General features: G+C 61.3%; 24 protein-coding genes and 1 pseudogene. 9 read left to right on the top strand and 16 right to left on the bottom strand.

Annotated features, from left to right (window positions below; genetic code table 11):
• The first annotated feature begins 9 nt into the window (after positions 1–9).
• Genes AC07SU_RS07200 through AC07SU_RS07210 form a run of 3 tightly spaced genes read left to right on the top strand, consistent with a single transcriptional unit; the run spans position 10 to position 3,585 of the window.
• The gene (locus AC07SU_RS07200) at positions 10–1,260 is read left to right on the top strand and encodes an ATP-grasp domain-containing protein (protein ID WP_494996606.1); all 1,251 of its coding nucleotides are present in this window, start codon (positions 10–12) and stop codon (positions 1,258–1,260) included.
• The gene (locus tag AC07SU_RS07205; protein WP_494996607.1) at positions 1,260–2,465 is read left to right on the top strand and encodes an MFS transporter; all 1,206 of its coding nucleotides are present in this window, start codon (positions 1,260–1,262) and stop codon (positions 2,463–2,465) included. Before AC07SU_RS07200 ends, AC07SU_RS07205 begins: the two co-directional genes overlap by 1 nt.
• A gap of 1 nt (position 2,466) precedes the next feature.
• Entirely contained in the window at positions 2,467–3,585 is a 1,119-nt protein-coding gene (locus AC07SU_RS07210) for an aminotransferase class V-fold PLP-dependent enzyme (RefSeq protein WP_494996608.1), read from the top strand.
• Positions 3,586–3,595: 10 nt separating this feature from the next.
• Here the strand turns inward: AC07SU_RS07210 and AC07SU_RS07215 are convergent, their stop codons facing one another.
• A complete protein-coding gene (locus AC07SU_RS07215) occupies positions 3,596–4,300 on the bottom strand; it encodes a hypothetical protein (RefSeq protein ID WP_176996985.1) in 705 nt (234 codons plus the stop codon).
• 70 nt (positions 4,301–4,370) lie between these two features.
• Positions 4,371–4,874 carry a DUF6622 family protein gene (locus tag AC07SU_RS07220; RefSeq protein WP_494996609.1) on the bottom strand — a complete coding sequence of 168 codons (504 nt, stop codon included), beginning with the start codon at positions 4,872–4,874 and terminating at the stop codon, positions 4,371–4,373.
• Positions 4,875–5,075: 201 nt separating this feature from the next.
• Between AC07SU_RS07220 and AC07SU_RS07225 the strand changes: the two genes are divergently transcribed.
• Complete coding sequence (locus AC07SU_RS07225; RefSeq protein ID WP_494996610.1) at positions 5,076–7,100, top strand: c-type cytochrome; 2,025 nt, start codon at positions 5,076–5,078, stop codon at positions 7,098–7,100.
• Here AC07SU_RS07225 and AC07SU_RS07230 read toward each other — a convergent pair.
• Positions 7,097–8,347: a 2-aminoadipate transaminase gene (locus AC07SU_RS07230; RefSeq protein WP_494996611.1), complete on the bottom strand. Its 1,251-nt coding sequence runs from the start codon at positions 8,345–8,347 to the stop codon at positions 7,097–7,099. The genes AC07SU_RS07225 and AC07SU_RS07230 overlap by 4 nt on opposite strands.
• Before the next feature lie 89 nt (positions 8,348–8,436).
• Positions 8,437–9,330, bottom strand: coding sequence for a LysR substrate-binding domain-containing protein (locus AC07SU_RS07235; protein ID WP_176996989.1), 894 nt, complete (start codon positions 9,328–9,330; stop codon positions 8,437–8,439).
• A gap of 144 nt (positions 9,331–9,474) precedes the next feature.
• Here AC07SU_RS07235 and AC07SU_RS07240 point away from each other — a divergent pair, with 144 nt between their 5' ends.
• Positions 9,475–10,503, top strand: coding sequence for an amino acid ABC transporter substrate-binding protein (locus tag AC07SU_RS07240; protein ID WP_176996990.1), 1,029 nt, complete (start codon positions 9,475–9,477; stop codon positions 10,501–10,503).
• Here AC07SU_RS07240 and AC07SU_RS07245 read toward each other — a convergent pair whose 3' ends face one another.
• The 7 genes and pseudogenes from AC07SU_RS07245 to AC07SU_RS07275 form a co-directional block, all read right to left on the bottom strand.
• A complete protein-coding gene (locus AC07SU_RS07245) occupies positions 10,504–11,517 on the bottom strand; it encodes a sensor domain-containing diguanylate cyclase (RefSeq protein ID WP_494996612.1) in 1,014 nt (337 codons plus the stop codon).
• A gap of 177 nt (positions 11,518–11,694) precedes the next feature.
• Entirely contained in the window at positions 11,695–12,012 is a 318-nt protein-coding gene (locus tag AC07SU_RS07250) for a Fis family transcriptional regulator (RefSeq protein ID WP_494996613.1), read from the bottom strand.
• Between the two features lie 11 nt (positions 12,013–12,023).
• A pseudogene (locus tag AC07SU_RS07255) lies at positions 12,024–12,365 on the bottom strand (type II toxin-antitoxin system RelE/ParE family toxin).
• Between the two features lie 192 nt (positions 12,366–12,557).
• Positions 12,558–14,450 (bottom strand): alkaline phosphatase D family protein, encoded by a 1,893-nt coding sequence (locus tag AC07SU_RS07260; RefSeq protein ID WP_494996614.1) that lies wholly within the window; start codon positions 14,448–14,450, stop codon positions 12,558–12,560.
• A gap of 654 nt (positions 14,451–15,104) precedes the next feature.
• Positions 15,105–17,348 (bottom strand): ATP-binding protein, encoded by a 2,244-nt coding sequence (locus AC07SU_RS07265; RefSeq protein WP_494996615.1) that lies wholly within the window; start codon positions 17,346–17,348, stop codon positions 15,105–15,107.
• Positions 17,345–17,959 carry a biliverdin-producing heme oxygenase gene (locus tag AC07SU_RS07270; protein WP_494996616.1) on the bottom strand — a complete coding sequence of 205 codons (615 nt, stop codon included), beginning with the start codon at positions 17,957–17,959 and terminating at the stop codon, positions 17,345–17,347. The genes AC07SU_RS07265 and AC07SU_RS07270 overlap by 4 nt, the downstream gene beginning before the upstream one ends.
• Positions 17,960–18,154: 195 nt before the next feature.
• Positions 18,155–18,535: a response regulator gene (locus tag AC07SU_RS07275; protein WP_176996995.1), complete on the bottom strand. Its 381-nt coding sequence runs from the start codon at positions 18,533–18,535 to the stop codon at positions 18,155–18,157.
• A gap of 199 nt (positions 18,536–18,734) precedes the next feature.
• On the opposite strand from AC07SU_RS07275, the gene AC07SU_RS07280 reads away from it, so the two are divergent.
• Both AC07SU_RS07280 and AC07SU_RS07285 read left to right on the top strand, forming a co-directional pair.
• Positions 18,735–19,277 (top strand): demethoxyubiquinone hydroxylase family protein, encoded by a 543-nt coding sequence (locus tag AC07SU_RS07280; protein WP_494996617.1) that lies wholly within the window; start codon positions 18,735–18,737, stop codon positions 19,275–19,277.
• Between the two features lie 38 nt (positions 19,278–19,315).
• The gene (locus tag AC07SU_RS07285; protein WP_176996996.1) at positions 19,316–19,690 is read left to right on the top strand and encodes a c-type cytochrome; all 375 of its coding nucleotides are present in this window, start codon (positions 19,316–19,318) and stop codon (positions 19,688–19,690) included.
• Here the strand turns inward: AC07SU_RS07285 and AC07SU_RS07290 are convergent, their stop codons facing one another.
• The 5 genes from AC07SU_RS07290 to AC07SU_RS07310 form a co-directional block, all read right to left on the bottom strand.
• Positions 19,691–21,712 (bottom strand): LTA synthase family protein, encoded by a 2,022-nt coding sequence (locus AC07SU_RS07290; RefSeq protein ID WP_494996618.1) that lies wholly within the window; start codon positions 21,710–21,712, stop codon positions 19,691–19,693.
• 68 nt (positions 21,713–21,780) lie between these two features.
• On the bottom strand, positions 21,781–22,392 hold the full coding sequence (locus AC07SU_RS07295; RefSeq protein ID WP_494996619.1) for a hypothetical protein: 612 nt from the start codon (positions 22,390–22,392) through the stop codon (positions 21,781–21,783).
• Positions 22,392–23,660: a sialidase family protein gene (locus AC07SU_RS07300; protein ID WP_494996620.1), complete on the bottom strand. Its 1,269-nt coding sequence runs from the start codon at positions 23,658–23,660 to the stop codon at positions 22,392–22,394. Before AC07SU_RS07300 ends, AC07SU_RS07295 begins: the two co-directional genes overlap by 1 nt.
• A 22-nt stretch (positions 23,661–23,682) precedes the next feature.
• Positions 23,683–24,228, bottom strand: coding sequence for a cytochrome b/b6 domain-containing protein (locus AC07SU_RS07305; protein ID WP_494996621.1), 546 nt, complete (start codon positions 24,226–24,228; stop codon positions 23,683–23,685).
• Entirely contained in the window at positions 24,228–24,494 is a 267-nt protein-coding gene (locus AC07SU_RS07310; RefSeq protein ID WP_176997001.1) for a PepSY domain-containing protein, read from the bottom strand. Before AC07SU_RS07310 ends, AC07SU_RS07305 begins: the two co-directional genes overlap by 1 nt.
• A gap of 147 nt (positions 24,495–24,641) precedes the next feature.
• Here AC07SU_RS07310 and AC07SU_RS07315 point away from each other — a divergent pair, with 147 nt between their 5' ends.
• Both AC07SU_RS07315 and AC07SU_RS07320 read left to right on the top strand, forming a co-directional pair.
• Positions 24,642–25,304: a response regulator gene (locus AC07SU_RS07315; protein WP_176997002.1), complete on the top strand. Its 663-nt coding sequence runs from the start codon at positions 24,642–24,644 to the stop codon at positions 25,302–25,304.
• Complete coding sequence (locus AC07SU_RS07320; RefSeq protein WP_494996622.1) at positions 25,301–26,653, top strand: sensor histidine kinase; 1,353 nt, start codon at positions 25,301–25,303, stop codon at positions 26,651–26,653. The genes AC07SU_RS07315 and AC07SU_RS07320 overlap by 4 nt, the downstream gene beginning before the upstream one ends.
• Positions 26,654–26,924 lie beyond the last annotated feature (271 nt).

Genomic DNA, 26,924 nt, shown 5'->3' on the forward strand with positions numbered 1-26,924 from the left:
GACATCCTCATGAAACAGTACGTCGCCTTGGTTGATGTCTACTCCAGCGGTAACTTCCTGCCTAAATTCTTTCGGGATGCCGGCCTGGGCCTGATCCATGTACAGAGCACCCCGGAACTGATGCCGAGCATGCTCGGGCCGAACCTGGATGAGTTCGAACACAACCTGATCTTCAACGGCAGCGCCGACGCCGTGGTGCGCCGCCTGCGTGAGTTCGATGTGGTGGCGGTGATCGCTGGCCAGGAGCCTGGCGTGCCGTTTGCCGACTACCTGAGCGAACAGCTGCAATTGCCGACCTCCAATGGCAGCGCCGGCTCCCGGGCGCGCCGCGACAAGTTTGAAATGATCGGCAAGGTGGCCGCTGCCGGCCTGCTGACCGCGCGGCAGATCAAGTCCGCCGACCCCGCCGAGTTGCTGGCGTGGGTCGAGGCCGGCCAGGTGTTCCCGTGCGTGGTCAAGCCGCTCAGCTCGGCGTCCACCGACGGTGTCTCGATCTGCCACAACGTCGAGGACGTGAAGCGCGCCTGCCAGGAGGTGGTGTCCAACCTGGACATCTTCGGCCTGGCCAACACCGAGATCCTCTGCCAGTCCTACCTCAAGGGGCCGGAGTTCATCGTCGATACGGTCAGCCGTGATGGGCAGGTGTATGTCTGCGGGATCTGGCGTTATGTGAAGCGCGAAGTCAGCGGTGGCAAAAACATCTATGACCGTGACGTGCTGATCGCCCCTGACAGCCCGGAAGCCAACGTGCTGGTGGACTACATCGTCAAGGTACTCAAGGCCCTGGGGATCAACAACGGCCCTGCTCATTCGGAAGTGATCCTGACCGAGGCCGGCCCTGCGCTGGTGGAGGTCGGCGCACGGCTGAACGGCAACATGGAGCCCAACTTCCACGACATCAGCCTGGGCGGCAACCAGGCGCAACTGACCTACCTGGCCTACTGCGACGGCGAGGCGTTCAAGGCCGGTTACGCCGGCAAGCGCTACCACAAGCTCAAGGAAGCCTGCGTGATCAACACCGACACCACGCTGCAAGGCGAAGTGACCGGCTTCAACGAGGCGGCCATTCACCTGATCGAAGCGCTGCCGTCGGTGCACAAGCTGAGCGTGAAGTACAAGGCCGGCAAGCTGATGAAGAAGACCGTCGACCTGCTCAGCAGCCCGTTGCGCGTGTTCCTGCTGTCGGAGAACCAGCGGGATATCGACCAGGATTACGAACAGATCCGCCAGTACAAAGACAACGTCTACGTGATCCGCTGATGGGCACTTATCGCGCGTTACGCGGGCTCAACGCCCGGCTGCAGTCGCTGTTCATGATCACCCTGGTGTTCCGCATGGGCACCATGGCGTTCCCGTTCTACGCGGCGTACCTGATTCATCAGCACGCCGTGTCGGCGGGCACGGCCGGCCTGTTGGTCGGCGTGTATGGCGCGGGTGCGCTGTTCGTGGACCTGATCATCGGCCCGGTGATCAAGCGCCTGGGGGCCAACCGGGTGATCCTCGGCTCGTTGCTGCTCAACGCGTTGCTGCTGTTGATCATCCCATCGGTGGACAACACCGCCGCGCTGTTCGTGCTGTCGTTCCTCTGGGGCGCCTGCTACGAAGCCTTCACGCCGGCGACGTTCTCCGAGACGGTGACCCACAGCAGCAGCGAGACGCGCAAGGTGGCGTTCTCCTGCAACCGTTTGGCGATCAACATCGGCATGGCGATCGGGCCGCTGTTGGGCAGCCTGATTTTCCTGAGCAACGCCGATGCGGTGTTCTACATCAATGCGGCGTTGTCCCTGGTGTCGTTTGCCGCCTGCCTGCGATTCGGCCGTGCGGTCACGGTTGACGCGGCGCAGGCAGCGCCACTGGCGAGCAAGGGCAATGGATTGCCGGAGACGGCACCGCACGAACGTTCGCGTTTGCTGGTGATCTTGCTGGCGGCGCTGCCGGTGCATGTGGCCTACGCCTTGCCGCCGACGTTTCTGTCGGCCTACATCATCACTTACACCGAACTGCCGGCGTATTACGTCGGCATCATTTTCTTCATCAACGCCTTGCTGGTGATCCTGTTCGAAGTGCCGATCAACCAGCGCATGGCGCACTTGTCGAGCAGTCGCTCACTGGTGGCGGGGTTCCTGGTGGCCGGGGTCGGGTTTTTCCTGATGGGCTTCAGCCATATCGGCGCGGTGCTGCTGGTGGCCACCGTACTGTGGAGCCTGGGTGAGATGATCGTGTTTCCCGGCATTACTCATTACGTGAGCAGCATCTCCAGCCGGCACACCGTGGACCGCAACCTGGGTTACTACTCGGCGGGGGTCAACATCGGGGTGATGATCACGCCGTCGCTGGCGTTCATGTTGGTGGCGCAGCCGTCCCTGCCGTCGCCGTGGCTGCTGGCCGGCACCGTGTTGCTGCTGTTCGCGGTGGCAGTGGGCGTGATGAAAAGCTCAACCCTCTTGTGGAACAAGGAAGCGTGAAATGAGCATCGTGCACTTGAACACCGCTGGCGCGGGCCTGATGTCCACGGCCACGTTGAATGCGATCCAGCGCTTTACCTCGATCGAAGCGCGCATTGGCAGTTATGAGACTGAACTGGCCTACGAGGAACTGCTCAACGTCGACCTGTACCGGGTCGCCGCCGGGCTGTTGAATGCGCAGCCGACCGACATCGGTTTTTTCAGCAGTGCCACCGAGGCCTGGACCAGCATCCTCAGCAAGCTCAACTTCCCCCGGGGCAAGCGGGTGTGGGTGTCGGCCTCGGAGTACGCGGCCAACCTGATCTTTTTCAACTACCTCAAGCTGTCTCGCGACCTCCGTGTCGAGGTGATCCCAACCACCGCGACCAGCCCGTTGGACCTGGATTGGGTGCAGCGCAACCTGGACGACGAGGTGTTCCTGGTCAGCGTGTCGCACCTGCCGTCATGCTGCGGCGTGATCAACCCGGTGGAAGCGTTGGGCGCGTTGCTCAAGGACTCGAGCGCGTTGTATGTGGTCGACGCCTGCCAGTCCCTGGGCCAGTTGCCGCTGGACGTACGTGACATTCGCTGTGATTTGTTGACGGGCGCGGGGCGCAAGTTTCTCTGCGGGCCGCGTGGCAGCGGGATTGCTTATGTGTCGCCACGCTTGCTCGGACAGTTGGAACTGAATTTTGCCGACCTGCATGCGGCCAGCACCGATGGCCAGGTCAACCGTATCGAGGTGTCCAGTGCGCGAGTGCTGGAGATTGCCGAGAAGAGTTTTTCAGCCCTGGTGGGCTTGCACACGGCGATGCGCGAATACGCGGAGGTGGGGGCGGCGGTGAACACCGAACCTTATGCCTTGCTGGTGCAGGAGCTGCGGCGCTTGCCACAGTTGCAACTGCTGTGTGAGCCGTTCGAGCAGACCGGGACTGTGTCGTTCGTGCCGCGCAACAGCTCGGCCAAGGTGTTCGTCAGCCTGGCCCGCGAACTGGGCCTCAACCTGTGGGCGGGCACTGCCGCCCACACGCCGTTGCTGCTCAAGGACCTGGGCGCCACGCATTTCGTGCGCGCCTCGGTCGGCCGGCAGGTCACCCTGGCCCAGGTGGAACAGGCCCTGGTGACACTGCGCAGCTTGTAGCGTCAGGCAGTCACTGCGCGGCGATGGTGTAGCCGTCGAACGCGCTCTGCTGTTGCAGCGCGGTCACGATGCTTTTGCGCGTGACCGGCTGCTCGACGCCGCTGTTGTCGACGAAGGTTTCGCCTTCCAGCTCGGCTTCGCTGCCTTCGCCCACGAAGGCAAAGCCTAGGAACTCCAGCGCTTCACGGTCGACGTTGAGCTTGGAGCGTGGTGTGCGCAGCGGTAGGGTGACACTGATGCCGTCCTTGCTGATCACATACACTTCTTCTTTCTTGGCCCGTGTGGCCTTGCTCTTGCCGGCGCTCGGGTTGCTGATGGCCTGGTGGCTCTGGTTCAGCACTTTGAGGGCCAGGCCGTAGACCAGCTCCTGGAACTCAGGGTCATCCTTGAAGCTGGACAGGATGCGGCTGATGGAGAATTGGCTGCTGAGGTTTTCCAGGGCGGCGTTGTCGGCAGCCTCGGCGTCTTTCAGCTGCTTGAGCTGGCCCATCAGGTCGTAGGCCTTGTCGTCATCGAAGGCATCGTGGGCCTGGCGGATGGCGACGCGCAGCTCGCGGATCTGGTCGCTTTCCTTGGAGGTGTGGAAGGCGTCCAGCACCATTTCGCTGATGATCTTGGCCGCTGGCACATGCTGTGAAAGATTGATGGCGTTTTCGTATTCAGCTTTGGATTGCAAGGCGACTACGGATTCTTCTTCGGTGTAGGAATCGGACATTGAAATTTCACTACTTCAGTAAACGGAGACAAAAAAGCGTCGCGCATTTTCAGGGGGGAGGGGGATCAGGTCAAGGCAGCACGCTGCCCACCTTGCCACGCAACGCGGCCAGCGCCCGGTGCAGTCGCACGGCCCGCCCGCAGAACAGACCAACGGTAAACCCCGAGACCGCGCCGACCGCCACCAGCATCTCTGGCGTGCTCAACAGCAACGGGTGCACCGCCTGCTGGTAGCCGAAGTAGTACTTCACCGCAAAGAACAGCTGTGAGATGAGCAGGGTTTTCCAGGTGCCCGCCAACACCAGGGTTTCGCCATTGGTATCGAGGTGCGCGCCGTTGGCGTTGAACAACCGCATGCCCAGCAGGCTGCCCACGATGGCGCCGCCCACCCAGGCGCTGCTCGACAGCAGCGAAGGCGCCAACGCCATCAGCGACCACACCACCAGCACCACCGGCAGGATCATCAACGAGCGACGACTCTCACGTCCACCCAGGCAGGCCTTGATGCCGTAGTAGCAAATCCACAGGTAAACGGCATAGACCCACAGGGGCGTGCCTTGGAGGATATCGAGCATGGGGTGCGTCCGTGCGGTAGGGGCGAGCGGTGGATAGTCGTCGAGCGTTCAGGGGTTTGTCCATCGAATTGAGCCTGACCCACATCAAAACGCCACACCGACAAAACCGTTACAACACAGAGGCCTGATGAACCCATAAAAATGACCACAGACCTGCGCCGAGGGGGCCACCCCACGCCGGGTTATTAAAGGATTAATGTGATGGCGCTTTCCCTCTCCCGCCTGGCCTTGCTGGGGGCGACGCTGTGTCTGGCGCTACCCTTGCACGCCAGCCCACCCGATACCCCGTTGATCGACCACGGCCGATACGTTGCGCAACTGGGCGACTGCATCGCCTGCCACACCGCCCAGCAGGGCAAAGTGATGGCCGGCGGGCTGGCGTTGAGCACGCCCATGGGCACGATCTACTCCAGCAACATCACCCCGGACCGTGAGACGGGGATCGGCGCCTACACCTTCGAACAGTTCGACCGGGTGATGCGTGAAGGTGTTACCCCGGCCGGTATGAACCTGTACCCGGCGATGCCGTATCCGTCCTACGCGAAGATGAGCGAAGCGGACATGCGCGCCTTGTACGCCTACCTGATGCAGGGCGTGGAGCCCGTGCAACAGGCTAACCTCGACGCCGACATGGGCTTCCCCTTCAACCAGCGTTGGGGCCTGGCGCTGTGGAATTTTGCCTTTCTCGACAAGCAACCCTTCACCCCCGACCCTGCCCGTAACGAGGTGCTCAACCGGGGCGCCTACCTGGTCCAGGGCCTGGGCCACTGCGGCTCCTGCCATACCCCACGGGGCATCGCGTTCCAGGAAAAGGCCATGAGCGATGACGGCCGCAGCGGCCGGCATTACCTGGCGGGTGAAACCGTCGAACATTGGCGCGCCTTGAGCCTGCGCAACCTGTGGACCGTGGAGGACACCGTGCAACTGCTCAAGACCGGGCAGAACCGCTTTGCCACGGTGGCCGGCAACATGGCGGATGTGATTCACCACAGCACCCAGCACTTCAGTGATGACGACCTCACCGCCATCGCCAGCTACCTCAAATCCCTGCCACCGGGCAAAGACGACCTGCCGATGCCGGCTGTGGCCCGCGCTCCGGCCACGCCGCCTGCCGACTTGTTTACCAGCCGAGGCGGGCTGGGGTACATGCAGTTTTGCAGCGACTGCCACCGTGCCGATGGCGCCGGGGTGAAGGGCCTGTTTCCACCTTTGGCCGGCAACCCGAGCATTGCGTCCAACAACCCGACGTCGTTGCTGCACATCACCCTCACCGGTTGGGAAACCGCGCAAACGGCGGCCCACCCACGGGTCTACACCATGCCCGGTTTCGCACGCCTGGCGGACGCGGAAATTGCCGAGATCCTGAGCTTTGTGCGCACCCGCTGGGGCAATGAAGGCACCCCGATCAGTGCCGCCCAGGTGAAGAAACTGCGCGACCAACTCAACCCGGCCACCACCGATTCATCGGCGTTTGAAACCCCGCGCCTGGCAGATCTGCTCGCCGCCCCCAACGCTGACCAGGTGGTGCGTGGCATGCGCCTGCACCTGCAAACCAAGGCGTTGCTGCCGGATAACGTGGGTAACTCACTCAATTGCACCAGCTGCCATCTCAACGCCGGCACCGTGGCGGACGGTTCGCCCTTTGTCGGCGTGTCGGCGTTTTTCCCCAGCTATGCGCCGCGTGCGGGCAAGGTGGTCAGCCTCGAAGAACGCATCAACGGCTGCTTCCGCCGTTCGATGAACGGCACGCCGTTGGCGCCGCAATCGGCCGAGATGCAGGCCATGGTCGCGTACTTCGACTGGATGAAAAACAACACACGGCCCGAAGACAAGGTGGCGGGGCGCGGTGTGGGCAAGATCGACCCGGCGATCAAGCCGGACCTGGCCAATGGCAAGGCGGTCTACGCCAAACAGTGTGCGGTGTGCCATGGCGATAACGGCCAGGGCTTGGCGCGTGCCGATGGGGAACTGGTGTACCCGCCGCTGTGGGGCGAGCAGTCGTTCAACATCGGCGCCGGCATGGCCCGCCCTTACACGGCGGCGGCGTTCGTCAAACGCAACATGCCGATCGGCTTTCACGAAAAATTCCCGCTGGGCCAGGGCGGTCTGACGGACCAGGACGCGGTGGACGTGGCGGCGTATTTCTCGGGGCAACCGCGCCCGGACTTCCCGGATAAGGTCAAGGATTGGCCCAACGGCGGCAAACCCGCCGATGCGCGCTACTAGTCCAGCTGCTTGAGGCAGGCCTCGAGAATATCCAGGCCTTCTTCGAGTACTGCAGGCTCGATGGTCAGTGGTGCCAGCAGGCGGATGATGTGCCGCGATTTGCCGCTGGGCATCAGCAGCAAACCGGCGTCCCGCGCCAGGCTCAGCAATTGAGCCAGTTGCTTCGGCGCGGGTGAACCGTCGGCGTTGGCCAGCTCAATGCCGCGCATCGCACCCACGCCGGTCAGGCGGCCGAGGTAGGGGCTGAGGCCTTGTGCGCGCCAGGTGTCATAACGGCGGACGATGGCTTCCTGTTGCTGTGAGCCCCAGGCTTGCAGGTGTTCATCGGTCATTGCATCGAGGGTGGCCAGCGCCGCTGCACAGGCGATGGGGTTGCCGGAATAGGTGCCGCCCAGGCCGCCCTTGGGCAGGTTGTCCATCAGCGCTTTGCGCCCCACCACCGCACCCAGTGGTACCCCACCGGCAATGCTTTTACCGAGCAGGAGCAGGTCCGGTTCGATCCCCAGGCGCGAGAACGCAAAGCGCTGGCCGGTACGCCCGAACCCCGACTGGATTTCATCGGCGATCAGCAGGATGTTTTTCTCGTCGCAGAAACGCCGCAGCGCCTGGGCGAACTCGACATCCAGGGCGAGGAAACCACCTTCGCCCTGTACCGGTTCGATGATGAAACAGGCGACATCGTCCACGTCGATTTCCACGCTGAACAGGCGCTCCATCGCCTTCAGGGCCTCGGCGCAGCTCACGCCGTTATCGGCGCTGGGGTAGGGCAGGTGGTACACCGGGCCGGGCAGCACGCCGACTTTTTGCTTGTAGGGCGCCACCTTGCCATTGAGGTTGAGGGTGGCCAGGGTACGCCCGTGGAATGCGCCATCGAAGGCGATCACCGCCGTGCGGCCGGTGGCGCCGCGCACGATCTTCAAGGCGTTTTCCGCGGCCTCTGCGCCACTGTTGGTGAGCATGCCGCTGACCGGGTAGCTTACCGGTATGAATGCGGTCAGACGTTCCATCAGCTCAATGTAGGGCGCATGCGGGGCGGCGTTGAACGCGTAGTGCGTGAGCTGGGTGGCCTGTTCACGAATCGCCGCGACCACGCCGGGGTGGCAGTGGCCGAGGTTGAGCACGCCGATGCCGCCAACAAAGTCGATGTAGCGCTTGCCCGTGGTGTCCCACACTTCGGCGTTCTTGCCGTGGCTGAGGCTGATGGGGTGGACGATGGAAATCGATTGGCTGATGGTTTCGCGGCTCATGAATCGTGGACTCGGCAATGGCGGGCGTCTTTTTATCTAAGCCGTGCGCCCGGCCTTGCCGCAAACGAAATAAAGTCGCCGGGTCATTATTAAAAGTCGGGATGTGCCTTGATATAGCTCACCATCCACTTCAGGAAGGCCTTCACTTTTGGCACTTCGCCGGCGTGTTCGGCGTGGGCGATAAAGTGCGCGCCGGCGCTGGGCATCGTGTAATTCCACGGGATCATCAGGCTGCCGTTGGCCAGCTCTTCGGCCACCAGGTATTGGGGCACCAGCGCCACGCCGTAGCCCGATTGCGCGGCGCGGATGCACATGTAGAACGTGTCGAAACGCGGCCCGTGGTAGCTGTTCTGCGAATGCAGGCCCTGTTCCAGGAACCACTCGTGCCAGGCCTCCGGGCGCGAGGTGCATTGCAGCAGGGTGTGGCGCGAGGAGGCATCGCTGCCGTCGGCGACAAACCCCGGCGCGCAGACCGGCACCACGGCCTCACGGAACAGCTCGATGCACGTTGCCCCGGGCCATGAACCCTGGCCGAAGAAAAACGCGATATCGGCCTTGGCCTGCAGCACGTCGAAGGGCTCCAGCTCATTGCGCACATCGAGGTGGATGTTCGGGTGCTTGGCCGCGAAATCCTTGAGCTTGGGCACCAGCCAGCGGTCGCCGAAGGTCGGCTGGGTAGCGATGCGCAGCACTTCGGTCTCGCCGCCGTAGGTGAGGATGTAACGGCTGGAGATGTCCACCTGGGTCAGGATCTTGTGCACCTCGGCCAGGTACAGCGAACCCGCCGGTGACAGGTACAAGCGCTGGCGCACCCGTTCGAACAGGTTGTGGCAAAGCATCTCTTCCAACTGCGCGACTTGTTTGCTCACTGCGCTCTGGGTCAGGTGCAGTTCTTCGGCGGCGCGGGTGAAGCTCAGGTGGCGGGCGGCGGCTTCGAAGCATTGCAGGGCCGTCATCGAAGGGGTCAAGCGTTTTGAAATCATGCAGTTCATTCCAAATCGGAAGGAGCCTTTGCCTAAAGGTCGTTTGTGGCAGCGCCGTAAAGCCGTGGATACTGCCCGGCAGCACTATAAACCGGCGCGGGCTGTGAGGCGCCGAATAATAAGGAATGACAGGGAGTGCCTTGCATGAATCCATTCAAAACCACCTTGGCCGTACTCGGCACTAGCGCCGTATTGGGCTTGGCCGGCACCGCGCACGCGGGCGCCACACTGGATGCGATCCAGAAGAAAGGCTTTATCCAGTGCGGTGTCAGCGACGGCCTGCCAGGCTTTGGTGTGCCGGACAGCAAGGGCAAGATGACCGGCATCGACGTGGATGTGTGCCACGCCGTTGCAGCGGCCGTGTTTGGTGACGCCTCGAAAGTGAAGTTCAGCCAACTGACCGCCAAGGAGCGCTTCACCGCGCTGCAATCGGGCGAAGTGGATGTGATCTCGCGCAACACCACCTGGACCAGCTCCCGCGACTCAGGGATGGGCCTGGTGTTTACCGGCGTGACCTACTACGACGGCATCGGCTTCCTGGTGAACAACAAGCTGGGCGTGACCGGTGCCAAGCAACTGGACGGGGCGACTATCTGTATCCAGGCCGGCACCACCACGGAACTCAACGTGTCGGATTACTTTCGCACCAACGGCATGAAATACACACCGATCACCTTCGACACCGCCGATGAAAGCGCCAAGGGCCTGGAATCCGGACGCTGCGACGTGTTGACCACCGACCAATCGGGCCTGTACGCCCAGCGTATCAAGATGGCCCACCCGGACGAGTTCGTGGTGCTGCCGGAAGTGATTTCCAAGGAGCCGCTGGGGCCGCTGGTGCGCAAGGGCGATGATGAGTGGTTCAGCATCGTCAAATGGACCCTGTTCGCCATGCTCAATGCCGAGGAAATGGGCATCACCTCGCAGAACGTCGAGGAGCAGGCCAAGACCACCAGGAACCCGGATGTGGCGCGCTTGCTCGGTGCCGACGGTGAATACGGGCGGGACCTGAAACTGCGCAAGGATTGGGTGGTGCAGATCGTCAAGCAGGTGGGTAACTACGACGAAGTGTTCGAGCGCAACATTGGCCAGGGCAGCGTGCTGAAGATCAAGCGCGGGCTTAATGCCCTGTGGAGCCAGGGCGGTATCCAGTACGCACCGCCCGTACGGTAGCTATTCCGACGCGGTGTCCTTCCCTGCCGCTTTGGCGCGGTACAACGCCTGGTCGGCTCGCGCCATCAGTGCGGCAGGGGATTCACCGCTATGGCGCTCGGCCAAGCCCAGGCTCAGCGTCACCTTGAAGTCGCCCACGGCAGGCATCCGGGTGATCTGCTGGCGAATGCTTTGGGCCACGCCCTTCGCCGCTTGCAGGTTGCTTTTGGGCAGGATCAGCATGAACTCGTCACCACCCCAGCGGGCCAACAGGTCGCCGGGGCGCACGCACGCCTCCAGGTTTTGCACGGTGCGAACCAGCGTCTGGTCACCGACCGCGTGGCCATGTTTGTCATTGATTGGCTTGAAGTCATCGAGGTCCATGGCCACCAGCGTCAACGGCAGACGAAAGCGCTCGGCGCGGTCGCATTCTTCCAGCAGCACTTTCTCCAGGCGGTAGCGGTTGGCCACGTGGGTCAGGGTGTCGAGTTCGGCCAGGGAGCGGTTTTCGTCGAGCTGCACTTGCAGTTGCTGATTGACCCGCGATAACTCGCGAGTGCGCTCGGCCACCAGGGCTTCAAGGGACTGGTTGCGCCGTTCAAGCTGCTCGATCGATGACTTGCGCGTATGGATATCGCGGTGCGCACCCACCATGCGCGCCACCGTACCGTCGGGGTTGCGTGCGATCACGTAGCCGCGGTCTTCAATCCACAGGTAGGAGCCGTCTTCCTTACGGCAGCGGTATTCCACTCGGTACTGGGGCGCACGGCGGCTGATGTAGTCATCAAACACCGTCATGACTTGCGGGTAGTCTTCGGGGTGGATCACGTTCTCCCAGGTGAACACAGTGTTCTCCAGGGAGTGGCGGGGGTAACCGAGCATTTCGTACCAGCCGGGGTTGCGGTAGACGAACCCGGTATTGGCGTTCCAGTCCCAGATGCCGTCGCTGACCAATTCCATCACGGCATGCAGCATGTCGGCATTGAGGTCGGAAAAGTCATTGCGCAGCGGCTTGCTGTCGGATGTATCGTCCATCTGTACGCTTCCTGCGTGGGCTGGCTCCCAAGGCCAGTCAGGGTTGACGCCGATACTCCGTGGCTGGGGCTACTGTACAACGGGGCGGGTGTGGTTTGAATAGGGTGGGGGCGATGCTTTAGTAGGAGGCAGGCCGCTGCTCTACTGAACGGCAGAGTGGTTTTTGGCCCGGGGGCTTTAAACCAGGGGCGCGCCCGGTTCGGTATCGGGCACCAGGCGCACTTCTACGCGTTGGACCAGCGCCCGCGCTGCGCTCGCCAGGGTCGCCAGGGTCGCCAGGGTCATGCCTGCATCGTTTTGGTCCAGTGCACGATCGACTGCGGTACGGCTGGTGTGCATCCGTTCAGCCAGGGCTTTTTTGCTGACCTTTTGCACCTTCATCGCTTCCGCCAACTGCCAGGCGATAACACGCTTTAATGCGGCTGCGGACACCTCTTCTGTGAGCCCTTCGTCGTCAAGGAAATCATCAAAACTGGAACCAATATGTTTGTTCATTGCGGCGTCCCTCATAGCTTGCTTTTGCGACGTCTGGCGGTGTCCAGGTCGACGGATGGAGTTTTCTGGCTCTTTTTGATGAACCCGTGCAGCAGGATCATTTCATGATCAACCAGAGTGAACAGCGTCCGTGCAATGGACTCACCGAGATCGCTGCGAATTTCTCAAAGGCGATGTTCGAGTTTTCTAACCAGCGGCATTCCCTGCGGCCACCTGAATTGGACTGATTTGATGTCAATGCCTATGAATTTTCTAGACTCCCTGGGCAAACCCATCAGCCATTCGCGTACAGGTTCATTGCCCGCTTGAGTCCGATAAAAAGCGACGTTCAACACAAGAAGGAGGTGATTCAAAAAGAGTGCACCAAAATAGGTTCATATGGCAATCGGCGATTGAGGGCGCTTTTCGCAAAGTCCCGTCAGAGCCTGGCACTTTTTTTGTGAAGGAAAGAGCAGAAGATTTTTTCAAGAAAAATCATTAAAAATAATTAGTTAGGATGTTTCTTTGGCTGGGGTGCGATGGTGCGTCTGCGCATGTAAGACCGTTCACTCAGGCGCCACCATCCTCGTCCGAGGCTTGCCATCCGCGTTGTGCTGGTAAATCGCCTCAGGCTGCCCCTGCTCATTGAAAAACACCTGGCCTATCCCTGCGCTGTTCCACAGCCGCTCGCCAGCTTCGGCATGCTCGGGAATATGGGGCACCACCTGCAGGGCACGGCGGCGGGTGAAGCCGTTGAGGGGCGAGCGTGGCGAGTAGAGCCAACGGTTGAGGCGGTCGAACCATTCCAGCAGGCGCGGCGGGAATTCGTTCTTGATGCCGCTGCTGGTGATCTGCCAGATCCTGGGGCCCGCGTTGCGGTGCCGGATCAGCACTTCGTACACGAACGAGTAATGCACATCGCCCGAAAGAATCACGTAGTTACCCGGCGTACGGGAGTGGCGGAAGATGTTGAGGATCGCGTGGGCGGCGCCGCGATGGGCCATCCAGTTTTCGGCGTCCACCAGCAATGGGTGGCCGCACCAGCTGAAGACTTTCTGCACGGTTTCGATCAGCTTGACCCCGAAGATCGGCGCGGGCGAGACGATGATGGCCGAGGGATGGTCCAGCAGCTCTTGTTGCAGTTCGCTCAAGGCTTCCCAGTCGAGCAGGCCAGAGGGTTGCTTGAGGGCGAACTCACTGCGCCAGCGTCGGGTGCGGGTGTCGAGCACCACCAGGGCCGGGGTGGTCGGCAGCACGTAGTGCCAGTGCTGGAATTTCAGCAGGGTCTTGAGCAACTCGTCCTGTGCGGTTGCGTCCAGGTGGTTGTCCTGCGTCCGGGTGGTCAATGCCTGAATCTGGTTCAGCAGGTCGTCAAACACATCCGGCTGGTTACCCCAGCCCTGGCACAGCAGATAAGCGAGCAAAGCATTGCCGATGATGCGTCGGGAAAAGGGATGGCTGTAGGCAGTTTGTTCCCACTGGGCGCTGAGGTTCCAGTCGTCGGTGATGTCGTGATCGTCAAAGATCATCAAGGTGGACAGGTGAGCGAATACCCGTGCAACACCGGGCAGTCCTTGGCGGAATTGGTCGATCTGCACCTGCTCGTGGGCGTAGCGCTGTTGTTCGGCTGCGCTCAGCGTCGGGGCCTGCGTGTCGATCAATGTCCAGGGGGTTGGCGACCAGACCAGCAAGTACATCGCGATCACTTCGGCGAAGGTCACGAGATGGTTGTCGGCGGTGCTGCTGGTAAAGATCGGCTTTTTCACGCCACCAAAAAAGCGTTCGCGCAGGGTCTCGTTGCTGTCCAGCGCAGGCAGCAGGTCGGCGCGATGGTAATAACTGGCGCGATGCCTGTAGAGGCTGGTGCTGTCGTCGACCACCGCACCTTCCAGGTATTCATCGAACAAGCCCAGGCGTGCGATCAAGGCATGAATCGCCCGCAACATCGGCCCGGCGACATCGTCGGCGTAGATCTGGTCACCGCTCATCATCAGCAAGGTCGGGCGTTCGGCCGGGGTATGGGCTTCGGCCAGCAGGCGGTCGACACAGAGCAGGCCTTCGTCGGCGCGGTGATGGGGCTTGCGGCAGGAACCGTGGATCAGTTGGTGAATGCGGCTGTGTACAACGAAGTGGGGCATTGAGGCCCCTGCGTAAAGCAAGTGAGGGGCCCACTCGGCAATACCGTGATTGTCGATCAGCACATCGAAACTGATGTTTACGTCGCAGGGCATTGGCTCAGCCAGCGGTACATCGATCAGATGGATAAATGCGTGACGACCGACGGCAATGACCTGGCTATGAGCGGCCAGGGGAATAGCCAATGTTGTTTGAGGAAGTTGCAACTTCAGGGTCAGCGTCAGCTGCTGACTTGCCACGAGCCATAACACCAGGCGCTTGGGTTCGACACGGCGTAGCAATGGGCCGGCGAGTACAGAGGGTAGCGATGATGGCTCTGGCATCAAACGGATAACTCAAATTAAGAGGTAGGCCGGCAGGATACAATAAAGAATGTAGACGTTTCGTTAATAGGTGGCGTTGTATTAAAAGGCGTCGGCGAGAAAATAGAAAAGCAGCGTATTGAACGCTGCTTTTCACCAAGCTACTTAATGGATTGCAGGTTTACAGTAGGTTTCCCCGACCGAGGCTGTCCATACCTCCGCCATTGCGCCTGCGGGGCTTGTCTGCACTGGAGGTGGTTTCAAAGGCCGAAACCTGAAGGTCTTGCTCTTCAAGGCTGCGCTTTTGGCGAGAATGGGTGGATGGGGTGTGTTGAGTGTCTGGGTTAACAGGGAATTGAACGGGGTAAGTGCTGATAGCGCTGATCATAAGGGTGTCTCTTTTTTAAAAGTTGATAATGAGTTCTACATGGCATGTTCTTCCCTGTAACAGTGCGGGAGTTAAGTTAGTTGTTTTTGTTCGGGCAGGCGAGGTCGCGAGTGTTGCGGGTTGTAATGTGCTGGGTAGAAGTTTTTTGATAAAAAAGTTAAGAGTGTGTGGGTTGTTTATTAACTGTTGCTTAACGGCGTCAGTGTTCAGGTGCGCGGATGAATACAAGGTATTTATCCGGTAAGAGGGGAGGCCGGGGCAGCAAGGCTGCCCGGCGGGGTGATCGATTATCGGTGTACGTCGTCTGTCACTTTAGGCACCGTGAACCGGAACTCGCTGCCACGGCCCACTTCACTTTCAGCAACAATCTTGCCGCCATGGGCCTGGACGATGCCTTGTGTGATGTACAGCCCAAGACCGCTGCCGGTCGGATTGTTTTCCGTCTGTGTCCAATAGCGGTCAAACACGTGAGGCAATTGTTCCGGCGCAATCCCTTCGCCGGAATCGCGCACCGAAAACACAATCTCCTCGCCATTGCTCATGGCGCTGATGCCGATATTGCCTTGGCGCGGGGTGAACTTGATGGCATTGCCGATCAGGTTCGACAGTACCTGGAACAAGCGCTCCGGGTCGGCGTTGATCTGCAGGCCAGGTTCGGTGTTGAACGACAGGTCGATGCCTTTTTCCATCGCCAACGGCGCCAGCAGTGAATAGGCCTCTTCAAAGATCTGGCTGACATCCAGCGGCACCGGCTTGACCACATAGCGCCCGGCTTCGATTTTCGAGGTGTCGAGCAAGTCTTCCAGCAGCACGTTCATGCGCCCGGCCGCTTGTTGCATCGTGTCGATGGCTGAGGAAATCCGTCGCGAGGTGTGCGGGCCGTCGGAGCTGAAAGCCTTTTGCATCATGCCGCACAGCATGGAGATCACGGTCATCGGGTTGCGCAGGTCGTGGGAGACTACCGCCACCAGCTCGTCACGAGCGCGCACGGCTTGTTGCTCGCGCAACACTTGGCGGGCCAGGTCGTTTTCCAGGGCTGAGCGACGCAGGTCATTGGCGGCAAAGCGGTCGCCGTGGCTCCACTTGGTGGAGATGCCGGCCATTTCCACTTTCCAGATTTCAAACGATGTGCGTGGGCGAAGGCGCAAGCCCGCGTCGGAGTTTTCCAGGTCCAGCGGTTTGCTCGGGTCGCCACTCCAGTTGATGTTCTCTTTGACTTCCGGGCGGAACCACAGCACGCCGTTATCCACAGGCTTGGGCAGGCTCATGGCCAATACGCCGCTGGCCACTTGTTGATACTCGGCGGCAGGCGGGTACACCGACGCCAGGTTGTGGCTGGAAAACACCGGCTCGCCGGTCTCGATCAGCCACTTGTGCAGGGCGCGAATCTGCGCCGGCTCCGGGCAGTTGCCATAGCGATGCAATTGTTTGTCTTCGATGATCGCCACACCGCCGGCCAGGGCCAGGTCCATCAGCACTTGCGGCTGTTGGGCGAGGCCGTCGAAGACGTTTTCTTCGCTGGCCTTCATTGCCTGAGCCAGCAGGGCCAAGGCCTCGACCTTCTCTTCACGCTGACGGCTCAGGTCCAGGGCTTCCATGGCGCTGATCTGCAACGACAGCACCTGGCCGATGGTCTGGCAGGCTGTGCGTAGCTCATTGGGCACCAGCAACGGCTCGCGGTTGCCGCAACTGATCAGGCCCCACAGGGTGTCGCCCTTCATCAACGAAATGCTCATGGACGACAGCACGCCCATGTTCTGCATGTACTGGCAGTGAATCGGCGACACGCTGCGCAGCGTGGCGAAACTCAGGTCCAGCGGTTGGCCGGTGTCCGGGCGCAGCTTGGGCAGCAGCGGCACCGGCTCATAGGCGGCATTCGGGATGATGCGCAGCCAGTTGGTGCGGTACAGCTCGCGGGCCTGCTCCGGAATGTCGGACGCGGGGAAGAACAACCCGTTGAACAGCTCCATGGACGGCGCCGATGCCTCGGCGATCACCTGGCCGTGGCCTTCCTCTTCGAAACGGTAGATCAGCACCCGGTCATAACCGGTCATGGCCTGGATTTCATTCACGCTGATTTCGTACAAGGCTTGCAGGGTTTTCGCTGACTGCAGGCGCTGCAACATTTTGCCCAGGTCGCTGGTGCGGCCGTTCAGTGCGCGTGGTTTGAAGTCTTCAATACGGGGTTCGAATTCCAGCACCAGCACGTTCTGATGGCGATGCAACAGACCTTCGAAGGGGGCGACGTTGAGGGTGACATGCAGGGGCGGCGCGTCGAAAAAGCTGTTGCTCTCAGCCATGGATTGCACAGCGTTAGCGTGTTCAACCCCCAACAGAGTGTGCAGAGGCTTGCCTAGCAGCGCCTCAGGCGCCTGGCCGAACAACGTGCCCACGTTGGCGCTGACCTGGATGATATTCAGGTCGGGTTCCGACAAGGTCAGCAGCACACCGTGAGGTTGGATCGCTCCCGGAAAACGGATGGGCTCGTCGGCGCAGTTGGCAAGCAGCTCTTCAAAATCTTCGGGTTTCATAGCAGTACCTCCTGGCGGTCGAGCCATTGCTCAAAGCCGCTGAATGTCGAACGGGCAGCCTCTACCGCGTGCTGTTTGGCGGATGCATCCAGCGGCAGGCGGCCCAGGTAGTCGAGAAAGTCTTTCCAGCGCCGTCCGGTCTCGGCGCCATATACGTTGAGAAACGCGCCACCGTTGTCAGCATCCAGGCCCAGGCGCTGGGCCATTTCCCGGCGCAGCACTTGTCCGCCCAACGTCGCGCCTTCGAGCACGTACAGGGCGCCGAGGCAGGCAGCGGGAGTGTTGAAGGTGGGCAAATCGGTGCAACGAGGCAGGGCGTCGAGGGTGTCGTTGTCCAGGCCAAGGGCATGGAGGTCTCTCACCAACGTTGGCGTTTTCACGCGCATCACCGTGTCGAAACCCTCGGGGATCAAACCACTGTCGTACAGCGCTGTTTCCATTGGGCGGTAAAAGCCGTAGTACGCTTGGAGCAGTCGTCGATACCAGTTGGCATCCAGGCGCTCGGAGAAGAACGGCAGGCGTTTTTCCAGTGCAACATGCAACAGGGCAGTACCTGTACGCAATGTTTCCAGCAGTGAGGGCGCACTGACGTCATGGGCCTGTGAATGCATGCAATGAGCTCGAACAGTGGGCCTTGCGGCCATGAATGACGCGTGAAAATGGGCGACGATTCTACACAACTCATTGCCGTCGGCTGTACGCACAAGGCGAAAAGCCTGACCAGCGGATCAGAAAAGTCGCTCCTTGCTCATTGAATGACCACAACTCCCCGTCTCAAGTTCGGTTTAAGTGATATCGCCGGGCTATCAATGCATGGACGATCCTTGTTGAGTCAATGCCGTTTGCACACATTCAAGCAAATGCTCGGCGCTCCAGGGCTTGGGCAGGAAGCGCACACTGCTGCCCAGTTGCGCCGCCAGCTTGGTATTGCCGGACGTCAGCACCACCGGCACTGACGGCCAGCGGTGGGCCACGACCCGGCTCAAGTCATAACCGTTGAGCAAACCTGGCATCTGGATATCGCTGACAATCAAGTCCACCGGGTCATCGGCCCGCTCCAGGAAAATCATCCCTTCATCTGCCGAAGGAAACGAGGTGACATGGGCACCGAACTCCTCCAGCACGTCCACCATCAACGAGCGAATGATCTCGTCGTCTTCCAACACTAAAATCGATGGCTGAGCCATGATCCTTACTCCACCATCAGGGTTCAATTGGGTGGAGTGGGACAGGCCTCAATAGGTTCGATTGGATATGCGCTAAACGATGGGTGGTCGTGCAGAGGCTCTGGCTTGCGCGGTTGCCGGGTGTTACTGCACGATACCCGCGCATCAACTACAGAGGACCGGCCTGACCTCTCACAGGCTTTCGCACAAGGCTGCCCCCGTGAATGCTCCCGTTGCCCCACTTATCGACCACGACCTCGGCAACCGCATGATCAAGGTCGACCATGCCGGTGAGCATGGCGCGATCTGTATCTACAGCGGCCAGCTGTTCATGGCGCGTTTTTTTGCGCGTGGCATGGTGGCCGAACTGCAGGAATTTCTCTCCCACGAGCGCCGCCACCGCGCGGTGTTCCAGGCCGAGTTGCAACGCCGCGCTTATCGTCGCTGCCGCAGTTATTGGCTGTGTGGCCTGGGCGGCCTGGTGCTGGGGGTGGTGACTGGCCTGTGCGGGCGCAAGGCGATTGTCGCCACGACGGTCGCGGTCGAAAGCGTGGTGCTCAAGCATCTGGCCCATCAACTGCACACCTTGCAGGGCATCGACCCCTTGGCGGTGGCTGCTATTGCGTCCATCGTCGAGGAAGAACAACACCATCATGACCACTCGGCCGCGCAGATTGATGAGCGCGACCCGTGGTTCCGGGCGCTGGCGCCGGTGGTCACGGCATGGACCGAAACCGTGATCTGGATGGGCATGCGCTCCTGATTGGGCATAATGACCGCTACCTTGATGTGGAGCCTTCCATGAAACGCCTCGCCTTGTTGACCCTTGCCATGATCCTCAGCGCGCCGGCCTTCGCCGCCGGCGATGCCGAGGCCGGTGGCAAGCTCTTTACCAAGACCTGCGGCGGCTGCCATAGCATCGGCGAAGGTGCACGCGGCGGTTTCGGCCCGCAGCTCAACGGCATCATCGACCGCCCGGCCGGCACCACCACCGACTATCAATATTCCGACGCGATGAAGAACTCGGGCGTGGTCTGGACCCGCGACAAACTCGCCGCCTACATCGAGGCGCCAAAGAAAGTCGTCAGCGGCACGCGCATGATTTTCTGGGGGATCAGCGACCAAGAAAAAATCCAGGACATCCTGGCGTACCTCGAGACATTCCAGGCCAAGTGATCACTCGCGCACATTCCTGAACAGCATCAGCCGCGCACTCTCATGCAGCCCGCGCGTCAGCCCCTGCAGGCGCTCGAACTTTTCGGGATGTTGCTGCGCCACGTCTTCCCTCGGTGTTTGCGACGCCAGGTCGTGCAGGGTGGGTGAACTGCCGTCGTGCTGCATCTGCAGCAGGAAGTCCTTGGTCACGCCACCAATCACTGGGAACGTGCCCTCCTGCAACACCAGCGGCACCATGCGTTCGCCTTCCGGTGCCGGTTGCTGGATGTCGCGGCCCATGGCGCGATTGCGAAACGGCACGCCCGCCATACCCGCCACGGTGGGCAACAGGTCGGCCAGGCCCACGGCGTCTTCGATCACGCGAGGCGCCAGGCCGGGGGCGTGGATCAGCAGCGGCACGTTGTTACTCTCCAGGCCCAACTGTTCGAAGGCGGGCGCCATGTGCGGGATCTGGCTGATGCGGGTGTTGTGGTCGCCGAAGAACACAAAGATGCTGTTGTCGTACCAGCCACCGGCCTTGGCGATGTCCATCAGGCGCCCGATGTTGTAGTCCAGCAAGCGCACGGCCTGGTACTGCTCGACGCTGCGGGAGCCAGCCGCCTGCACTTGTTCCAGCGTCACGTCGGCTACCTGGAACCCGTCGTTGTGCTTGGGGATGGTGAACGGCCGGTGATTGCCCGAGGTTTGCAGGAAGGCAAAGAACGGCTGGCCGTCGGGCACGGCTTGCAGCAGCGCGTCGCTTTCCTTGAACAGGTCGAGGTCGGAGATGCCCCACACATCCACGCGGGACGAGCGCCAGTGGCTTTCCTCAAACAGCTGTACGCCGTCGATGCTTTGGCGGATCAGCGCGTTGATATTCGCCCAGCCGGTGTTGCCGCCAATCATGTAGAACTTCTGGTAACCCTCGAACGCGTTGATCAGCGTGTGTTGCCGCGTGATCAGCGGGTTGCGCGTGGCCGTCTCTTGGCGGGTCACGTCCGGCACGCCGGTGATGCTTGCCCACACCGTCTTGGCGGTGCCAGTGACGGGCACGTAGAAGTGTTTGAAAAACAGGCTTTGCGTGGCCAGTTTGTCCAGGTTTGGCGTGGGGTTGAGCGGGTTGCCATAGGCCCCCACGGCGCTGGTGCCGAGGGATTCGAGCATCACGAAGATGACGTTGGGCGGCTGGCTGCCGGCCAGGCGATAGGGCTGCACGCCTTGCTCCCGAGCGAAGTTCAGGTGCGCGGCGTCAGGTTGATCGACGCCCAGGTAGTGGGCGACTTGCGGGTACAGCTCGCGCACTTTGGCCTCGTTGAACTGCGACTGGCCGACCTTGAGCGTGTCGTACAAAAACAGCACCGGGTTCAAGCCCACGGCGGCCACTTGGCTGTCGCCGGAAAAGAATGCATCGCTCCAGCGCAGCGGTACCGGGTTCTCCAGGTTGAGGTTGGCCACACGGCCGAGCAGGGCCAGCAGCACGGTGATCACGCCGACCACTGAAACGGCGACCAGCGTCGGTTTGCCGATGGCCTTGGGTTCGAGGTCCAGGGTGATTCGTTCCAGGCACACCAACGCCCACACCCACAGCGCCACGGCAGCCAGCCAACAGGCGGTTATCCACAGCACCGGGTAGGTCTCCCACACCATCTGCTGAGAAATCTGCGCGTCTTGCAGGTAACGCAGCACCGTCGCATTAATGCGTACGCCGAGGTAGGCGTAGTGGCCGAAATCGATGATGTACACCAGGCCGACCACCGCCAGCATCACCAGCAGATAACCCCGCGCCAGCCAGCGCAGGGCGGGCAGGGTGGTGAGGTTCCAGCGCGGCAGCCACGCCAGCACGGCCAGCGGCAGCAGGATCAACACCGCCAGGCGCAGGTCGAAACGCAGACCGATGCCCAGGGTTTCGAGCAGCGCGGGCGTGTTGAACCCGAGGCCCGAAAAGCCCACCACAAACACCAGCCGCAAGGCGGCCAGCAACACAAACACCAACCCGATCGCGCCCACGCCGTAGCGCAGGCGGCGTGATTGCAACGCACTCATTTTTATCCCCATTCTTTAAATCGACGCAGTCTCAATGTGGGAGCGGGCTTGCCCGCGAAAGCGGTGTATCAGTGCCAAATGTGCTGCCTGACACACCGCATTCGCGAGCAAGCCCGCTCCCACAGTTTGAGATTCGTAAATCCAGCGATGACGCAGTAGCCCGCCAAGAGCGGGTCCACCAAATAATCCCAATAGTTTTCCGACGCCTTGAGCCGCAACGCGAACGCCAACGTACCCACCGCCAACATCCACACCGCCAACGAATGGCGCAGCCACAGCATCAATAACGCTACCGCCGCCACCAGCACAATCATCGGCCGAGGGTTGAACCCCCAGCGATACGGATCCACATACGTCAGCCCCAGGGTGGCTGGATACAGCAGCAGGCTCAGCCCGCCAAACAGCATCAGCAGTTGCAGCTTTTGTGGGCGATGCAGTGGTTGCAATACGCCCAACCGGCACAGCGCAACCCACGCCAGCAACACCAACGTGCTGAACGCCAGGTCATCGGTAAAGCTGCGCACATACGCCGCCAGAGGCAGTTCATTCACCGGGATAACACTGAGCACCACTAACACTGGCAGTAGCCATGGGCGCCACTTTGCGGTGAATCGAAACGTGCTCAAGAGCACAAACCCCAGCAGCACAAAACTCAAATGGGCTTGCCACACCGCCGTCATCACAAGCGCTCCGCCAGCCAGGCTTCGTTGAAGCTGACATGTTTGATAAAGGTGTTATTCCACGAGTACACCACGTGGTACATGCCGTCCGGGCTGCGGCTGAAATACGGGTACTCGTACTCAAAATCGCAGCCACGGGGTTTGCACACGCGGTAATCCAGGTTGCTCAGGAAGCGTTGTTCCAGCGGCAGGCGCCGGGCACCGCTGGAGGCGCGGAAGCCCTCGCCAATGATTTCCTTGTAGGCCTGGGGTGTGAACGGCTGGCCGAGCGGGTCGGGGGACTGGTCCAGTTCGACCACGGTGCGCCATTGGCTGAGCTGGGCGTCGGTGCCGTAGAGGCTGAGTTTGAAGCGGCCGTCTTGCAGGTCGTTGAGGGCGACGAGCAAACCGTCGTCCTCGGTGGCCACGGCCGCGAGCGACGAGTTGGGGTTGGCCGGCGCCAGCGGGTACGGCTCGCTCCAGGTTTGCCCGGCATCTTCGGTGCGGCTGGCGAGTACACGGTGATGGGTGTCACCGGCGTAGCGCAGCATGGCCACGGCGCGCTGGCCGTCCTGGGGCACGATGGTCGGTTGCAGCGAATGTTTGCCCCGGCTGATGCGGAATTTATCGATCACTGCCCCGTCGGCGCTCAAGTACAGGTACTCGGCAAACTTGCCCATGAACTCGTGGTACACAGGCAAGCCAATCGAGCCGTCGGCATGGAACACGGGCGCGGCGCGCACCAGCGTACTGATGTTGAAGAACGGCGAGGTCACCAACTGCTTGGGGGCCGACCAGGTGGCACCCAAGTCTTCCGACACCATCAGATTGATCGCACTGGTGGCCCAGCCGCCGACCGACACCGACACGTAAAACATCCACAGGCGTTTGTCCGGCCCCAGGGCGATCACCGGGTTGCCGAGCTTGCGGATATAGCGCTGCGTGCCGTCGCGGGTACTTTCCCGCGTGGCCAGTACCTGCTCGGCGCCCCATTCGCCACTGTGCGCATCAAAGCGTGCGCTGCGCACCTGCACATCGGCGGCGCCCTCGCGGGAGCCGGCAAACCACACGGCCATCAGGTCGCCGCCAGGCAGTGCGGTGACGGATGACGCGTGCACAAAATCGGTGAGCTGCGAAGACACAAAACGACTGCTGTACTGCGGAGCCGCTGCCACCTTGGCGGTGTTCGGGCTGGCCTGTGCAAAAGGTGCCAGCATATGGGGCGGATGGCTCAGCCAGGCGGCGAGAAATACCCCCAGCAGGCTGCAGATCAATAAGGCGGAGCGCATAGGGAACCTGTCTGGAAAAGGATTACTGCACAGGCTCATCCGGCAGGCGCTTCCTGCGACCGGTGAGCATGGATAACGGCAGGTTGTCCCGCACCTGGACACTTTCAAACAGCGCCGCCAGTACATGCACACCTACCAAACCGAGCAGCACATTGGCCGCCGTTTCGTGCAGTTGCAGCGGCCAGTCGGCGCCCCACAAGGCATCGACTTCCTGCATCAGGAAGCCACTGACGCCGAGGGTCAGCAGCGCGAGCAACATCAACAGCATCACCAGGGCGCCAATTGGCGAATGGCCCAGACGATGCTGTGGCCGGCCCTTGAGCAGTGAGTGCGCGTGGGCTTTCAGGCGCGCGGGTGTCGGCCAAAAATCTGCCCAACGCGCGCTGCGTGGCCCGACAAATCCCCACACCGTCCGCACCAGCAGCCAGGCCATGGCGTAGTAGCCCAGCCAGACGTGCCAGTCATCACCGGCTTCGTTAAAGAAGTAATTGGCGATGAAGACCCCGGCGATAGACACATGAAACAGCCTCACCAGCGGGTCCCACAGGCGCAGGGATTGCCTTGGCATCAGCCTTTGATCTCGGTCTTCACGGCCTTGCCGGTGACGGGGTCGTGGTAGATCTCGACCTTGCGTTTGTCTTTGTCGAAGCCGTAGATCTCGTAGCAGTTGCCGTCGGTGACCTTGAACTTGCTGATTTCGTAACCTTGCGCCTTGAGCTTGTCCTGGAAGGCTTGCTGGTCTTGCCATTGCGAGCGCTCGGCGGTGGTGCACTGTGGGCCGGCAACGGCCAGGGGGCTGGCGAGAATCAGGGACAGCAGGAGAATTTTGCGCATGGAAAAGCTCTCGGCGTTTGTAGGAGATTTCACAGTGCAAAACCAACCTTAGTGCAACCTTAGTTGGCAACGAGCCGTAACATCTTTAGCGGAATAGCCCACGCCAGAACCCGGCATGATGCCGCCGTTTCCTACAGAGATTTTGGTATGCGCCTACTCCTTGTCGAAGATGATCGTGCCCTCGGCCAGGGGATTCGTGTGGCTTTGGGCGCCGAAGGCTACACCCTGGATTGGTTGCAGGACGGCGTGGCCGCCCTGCATGCCCTGCGCACGGAAAATTTCGACCTGTTGCTGCTCGACCTCGGCCTGCCACGCCTCGATGGCCTGGACCTGTTGCAGCAATTGCGCGCCGAACAGCATGACCTGCCGGTGCTGATCCTCACTGCCCGCGACGGCACCGCCGAGCGCATTGCCGGGCTGGATGCGGGCGCCGATGACTACTTGATCAAGCCGTTCGATGTGGAAGAACTCAAGGCCCGCGTGCGTGCTTTGTTGCGGCGCAGCCAGGGCCGTGCGCAACCGATGCTGGAGCACGCCGGTATCAGCCTCGATCCGGCCACGCAGCAGGTGCGTTATGGGGATGAAGAAGTCGTCGTGACGCCGATGGAGTACCAACTGCTGCACCAATTGATGGTGCGCCCTGGCAAAGTGGTGACCCGCGAACGGCTGTCCCGTGCGTTGTATGGCTGGCAGGACCGGGTCGAGAGCAACACGCTGGAAGTGTTGATTCACAACCTGCGCAAAAAGTTATCCACCGAGCTGATCCGCACCGTGCGTGGCGTCGGTTATGTGTTGGTGCTCAAACCATGACCTCGGTTCGCGCGCGCATTCTGATTCCGGTGCTGGTGCTGATCTTGCTGGGGGACGCCTTGATCAGCTGGCTGGTGCTGCGCGACAGCCATCACGAAATCGAAGAAGTCTACGACGCTCAACTCGCACAAAGCGCACGTTTGCTGCAGGGTGTGCTGCGCCAGCGTGATCCTGGGGACGCTGATTGGGACCGCCTGCACCAGGCCTTTGACCAGGCCATGAGCCGCGTGGGCGAGGAGGGCGTGGCCCATCCCTATGAAACTCGCCTGACTTTCCAGGTGTGGAACAGTGCGGGTGAATTACTCGTGCGCTCGGCCGAAGCGCCGGTGCTGAAGGCGCCACCGGCGACCCTCGGTTCCCACGACCTGATGGATAACGGCAATGACTGGTGCGCCTTCCTCCTGGCCGACCCGCAGCAGGGGGTGTTGATCTGGGTGGGCGAGCGCGACGACATCCGCCAGGACGTGATCCAGCGCATCATGCGCCACACGCTATGGCCCACCCTGATTGGCGTGCCGTTGCTGACGGTATTGATCTGGCTGGTGATTGGCTGGGGGCTTGAGCCGTTGCGTGTCATGGCCCGATCGATCCGCGGCCGCACCACTGACACGCTGCAGCCGTTGCAGCTCAAACCGTTGCCCAGCGATCTGGAACCGATGCAGACGGCGCTGAATCGGGTGTTGGTGCAAATCGATGACCTGCTGGAGCGCGAGCGCCGCTTTATCGCCGATGCCGCCCATGAGCTACGCACGCCGTTGGCCATCCTACGCATTCATGCCCAGAACGCCCAAACTGCCGTGACTGAAGAGCAGCGGCGCGAGGCGTTGGACTTTTTGGTCAGTGGTGTGGACCGCGCAACGCGCATTGGCAGCCAGTTGCTGACCATGGCGCGCATCGAACCGCACCTGAGCAACCCGGTGCGCAGCCGTGTGCAACTGACGGAACTGGTGCGGGAAGAACTCGCGGAGCTGACGCCCCTGGCAATGGAGAAGGGTGTGGAGTTGGTGCTCGAAGGCGAGGAAGCGTGCTGGTTGGAAACCGAACCGGTGGCGCTGGCGATTGCCCTGCAAAACCTGGTGACCAACGCGCTGAATTTTTCGCCGGTGGGCAGTGAAGTCAAAGTGATCATCGGCGCCGATTGCCTGAGCGTGGAAGACGCTGGGCCTGGCATTGATGAAGCGGAAATGGGGCGATTGGTGGAGCGCTTCTACAGCCGTGGCAATGCCAACGGCGCCGGGTTGGGGTTGGCGATTGTCGACATGATCGTCGGCAAGATTGGATGCCGGCTGGTGTTGCAGAATCTGGAGCAGGGCGGGTTGAGTGCACGGTTGGTGTTTGGCGAGCGTTGAGGGTGGGAGCATTGCAGGCATTTTCGTTGCCTGATAGGCCGCTTTCGCAGCCTCGCTAAAGCTCGACAGCTCCCACAGGGGGCCGCGTAACGACGACCATCCACTGTAGGAGCTGGCTTGCCAGCGATGGCGGTGGGTCAGTCACCGATGATTTGACAGATAAGCCCAGCTCTCACAGGAATAGGTACTGCTGGCCGCGACGCCGATCCAATGTGGGAGATGTCGAGCCCTGGCGAGGCTGCGAAGGGATCACCTCGGTAGGCCTGCCAGG

It is taken from the genome of Pseudomonas sp. GW821-FHT05H12 (assembly GCF_059419385.1).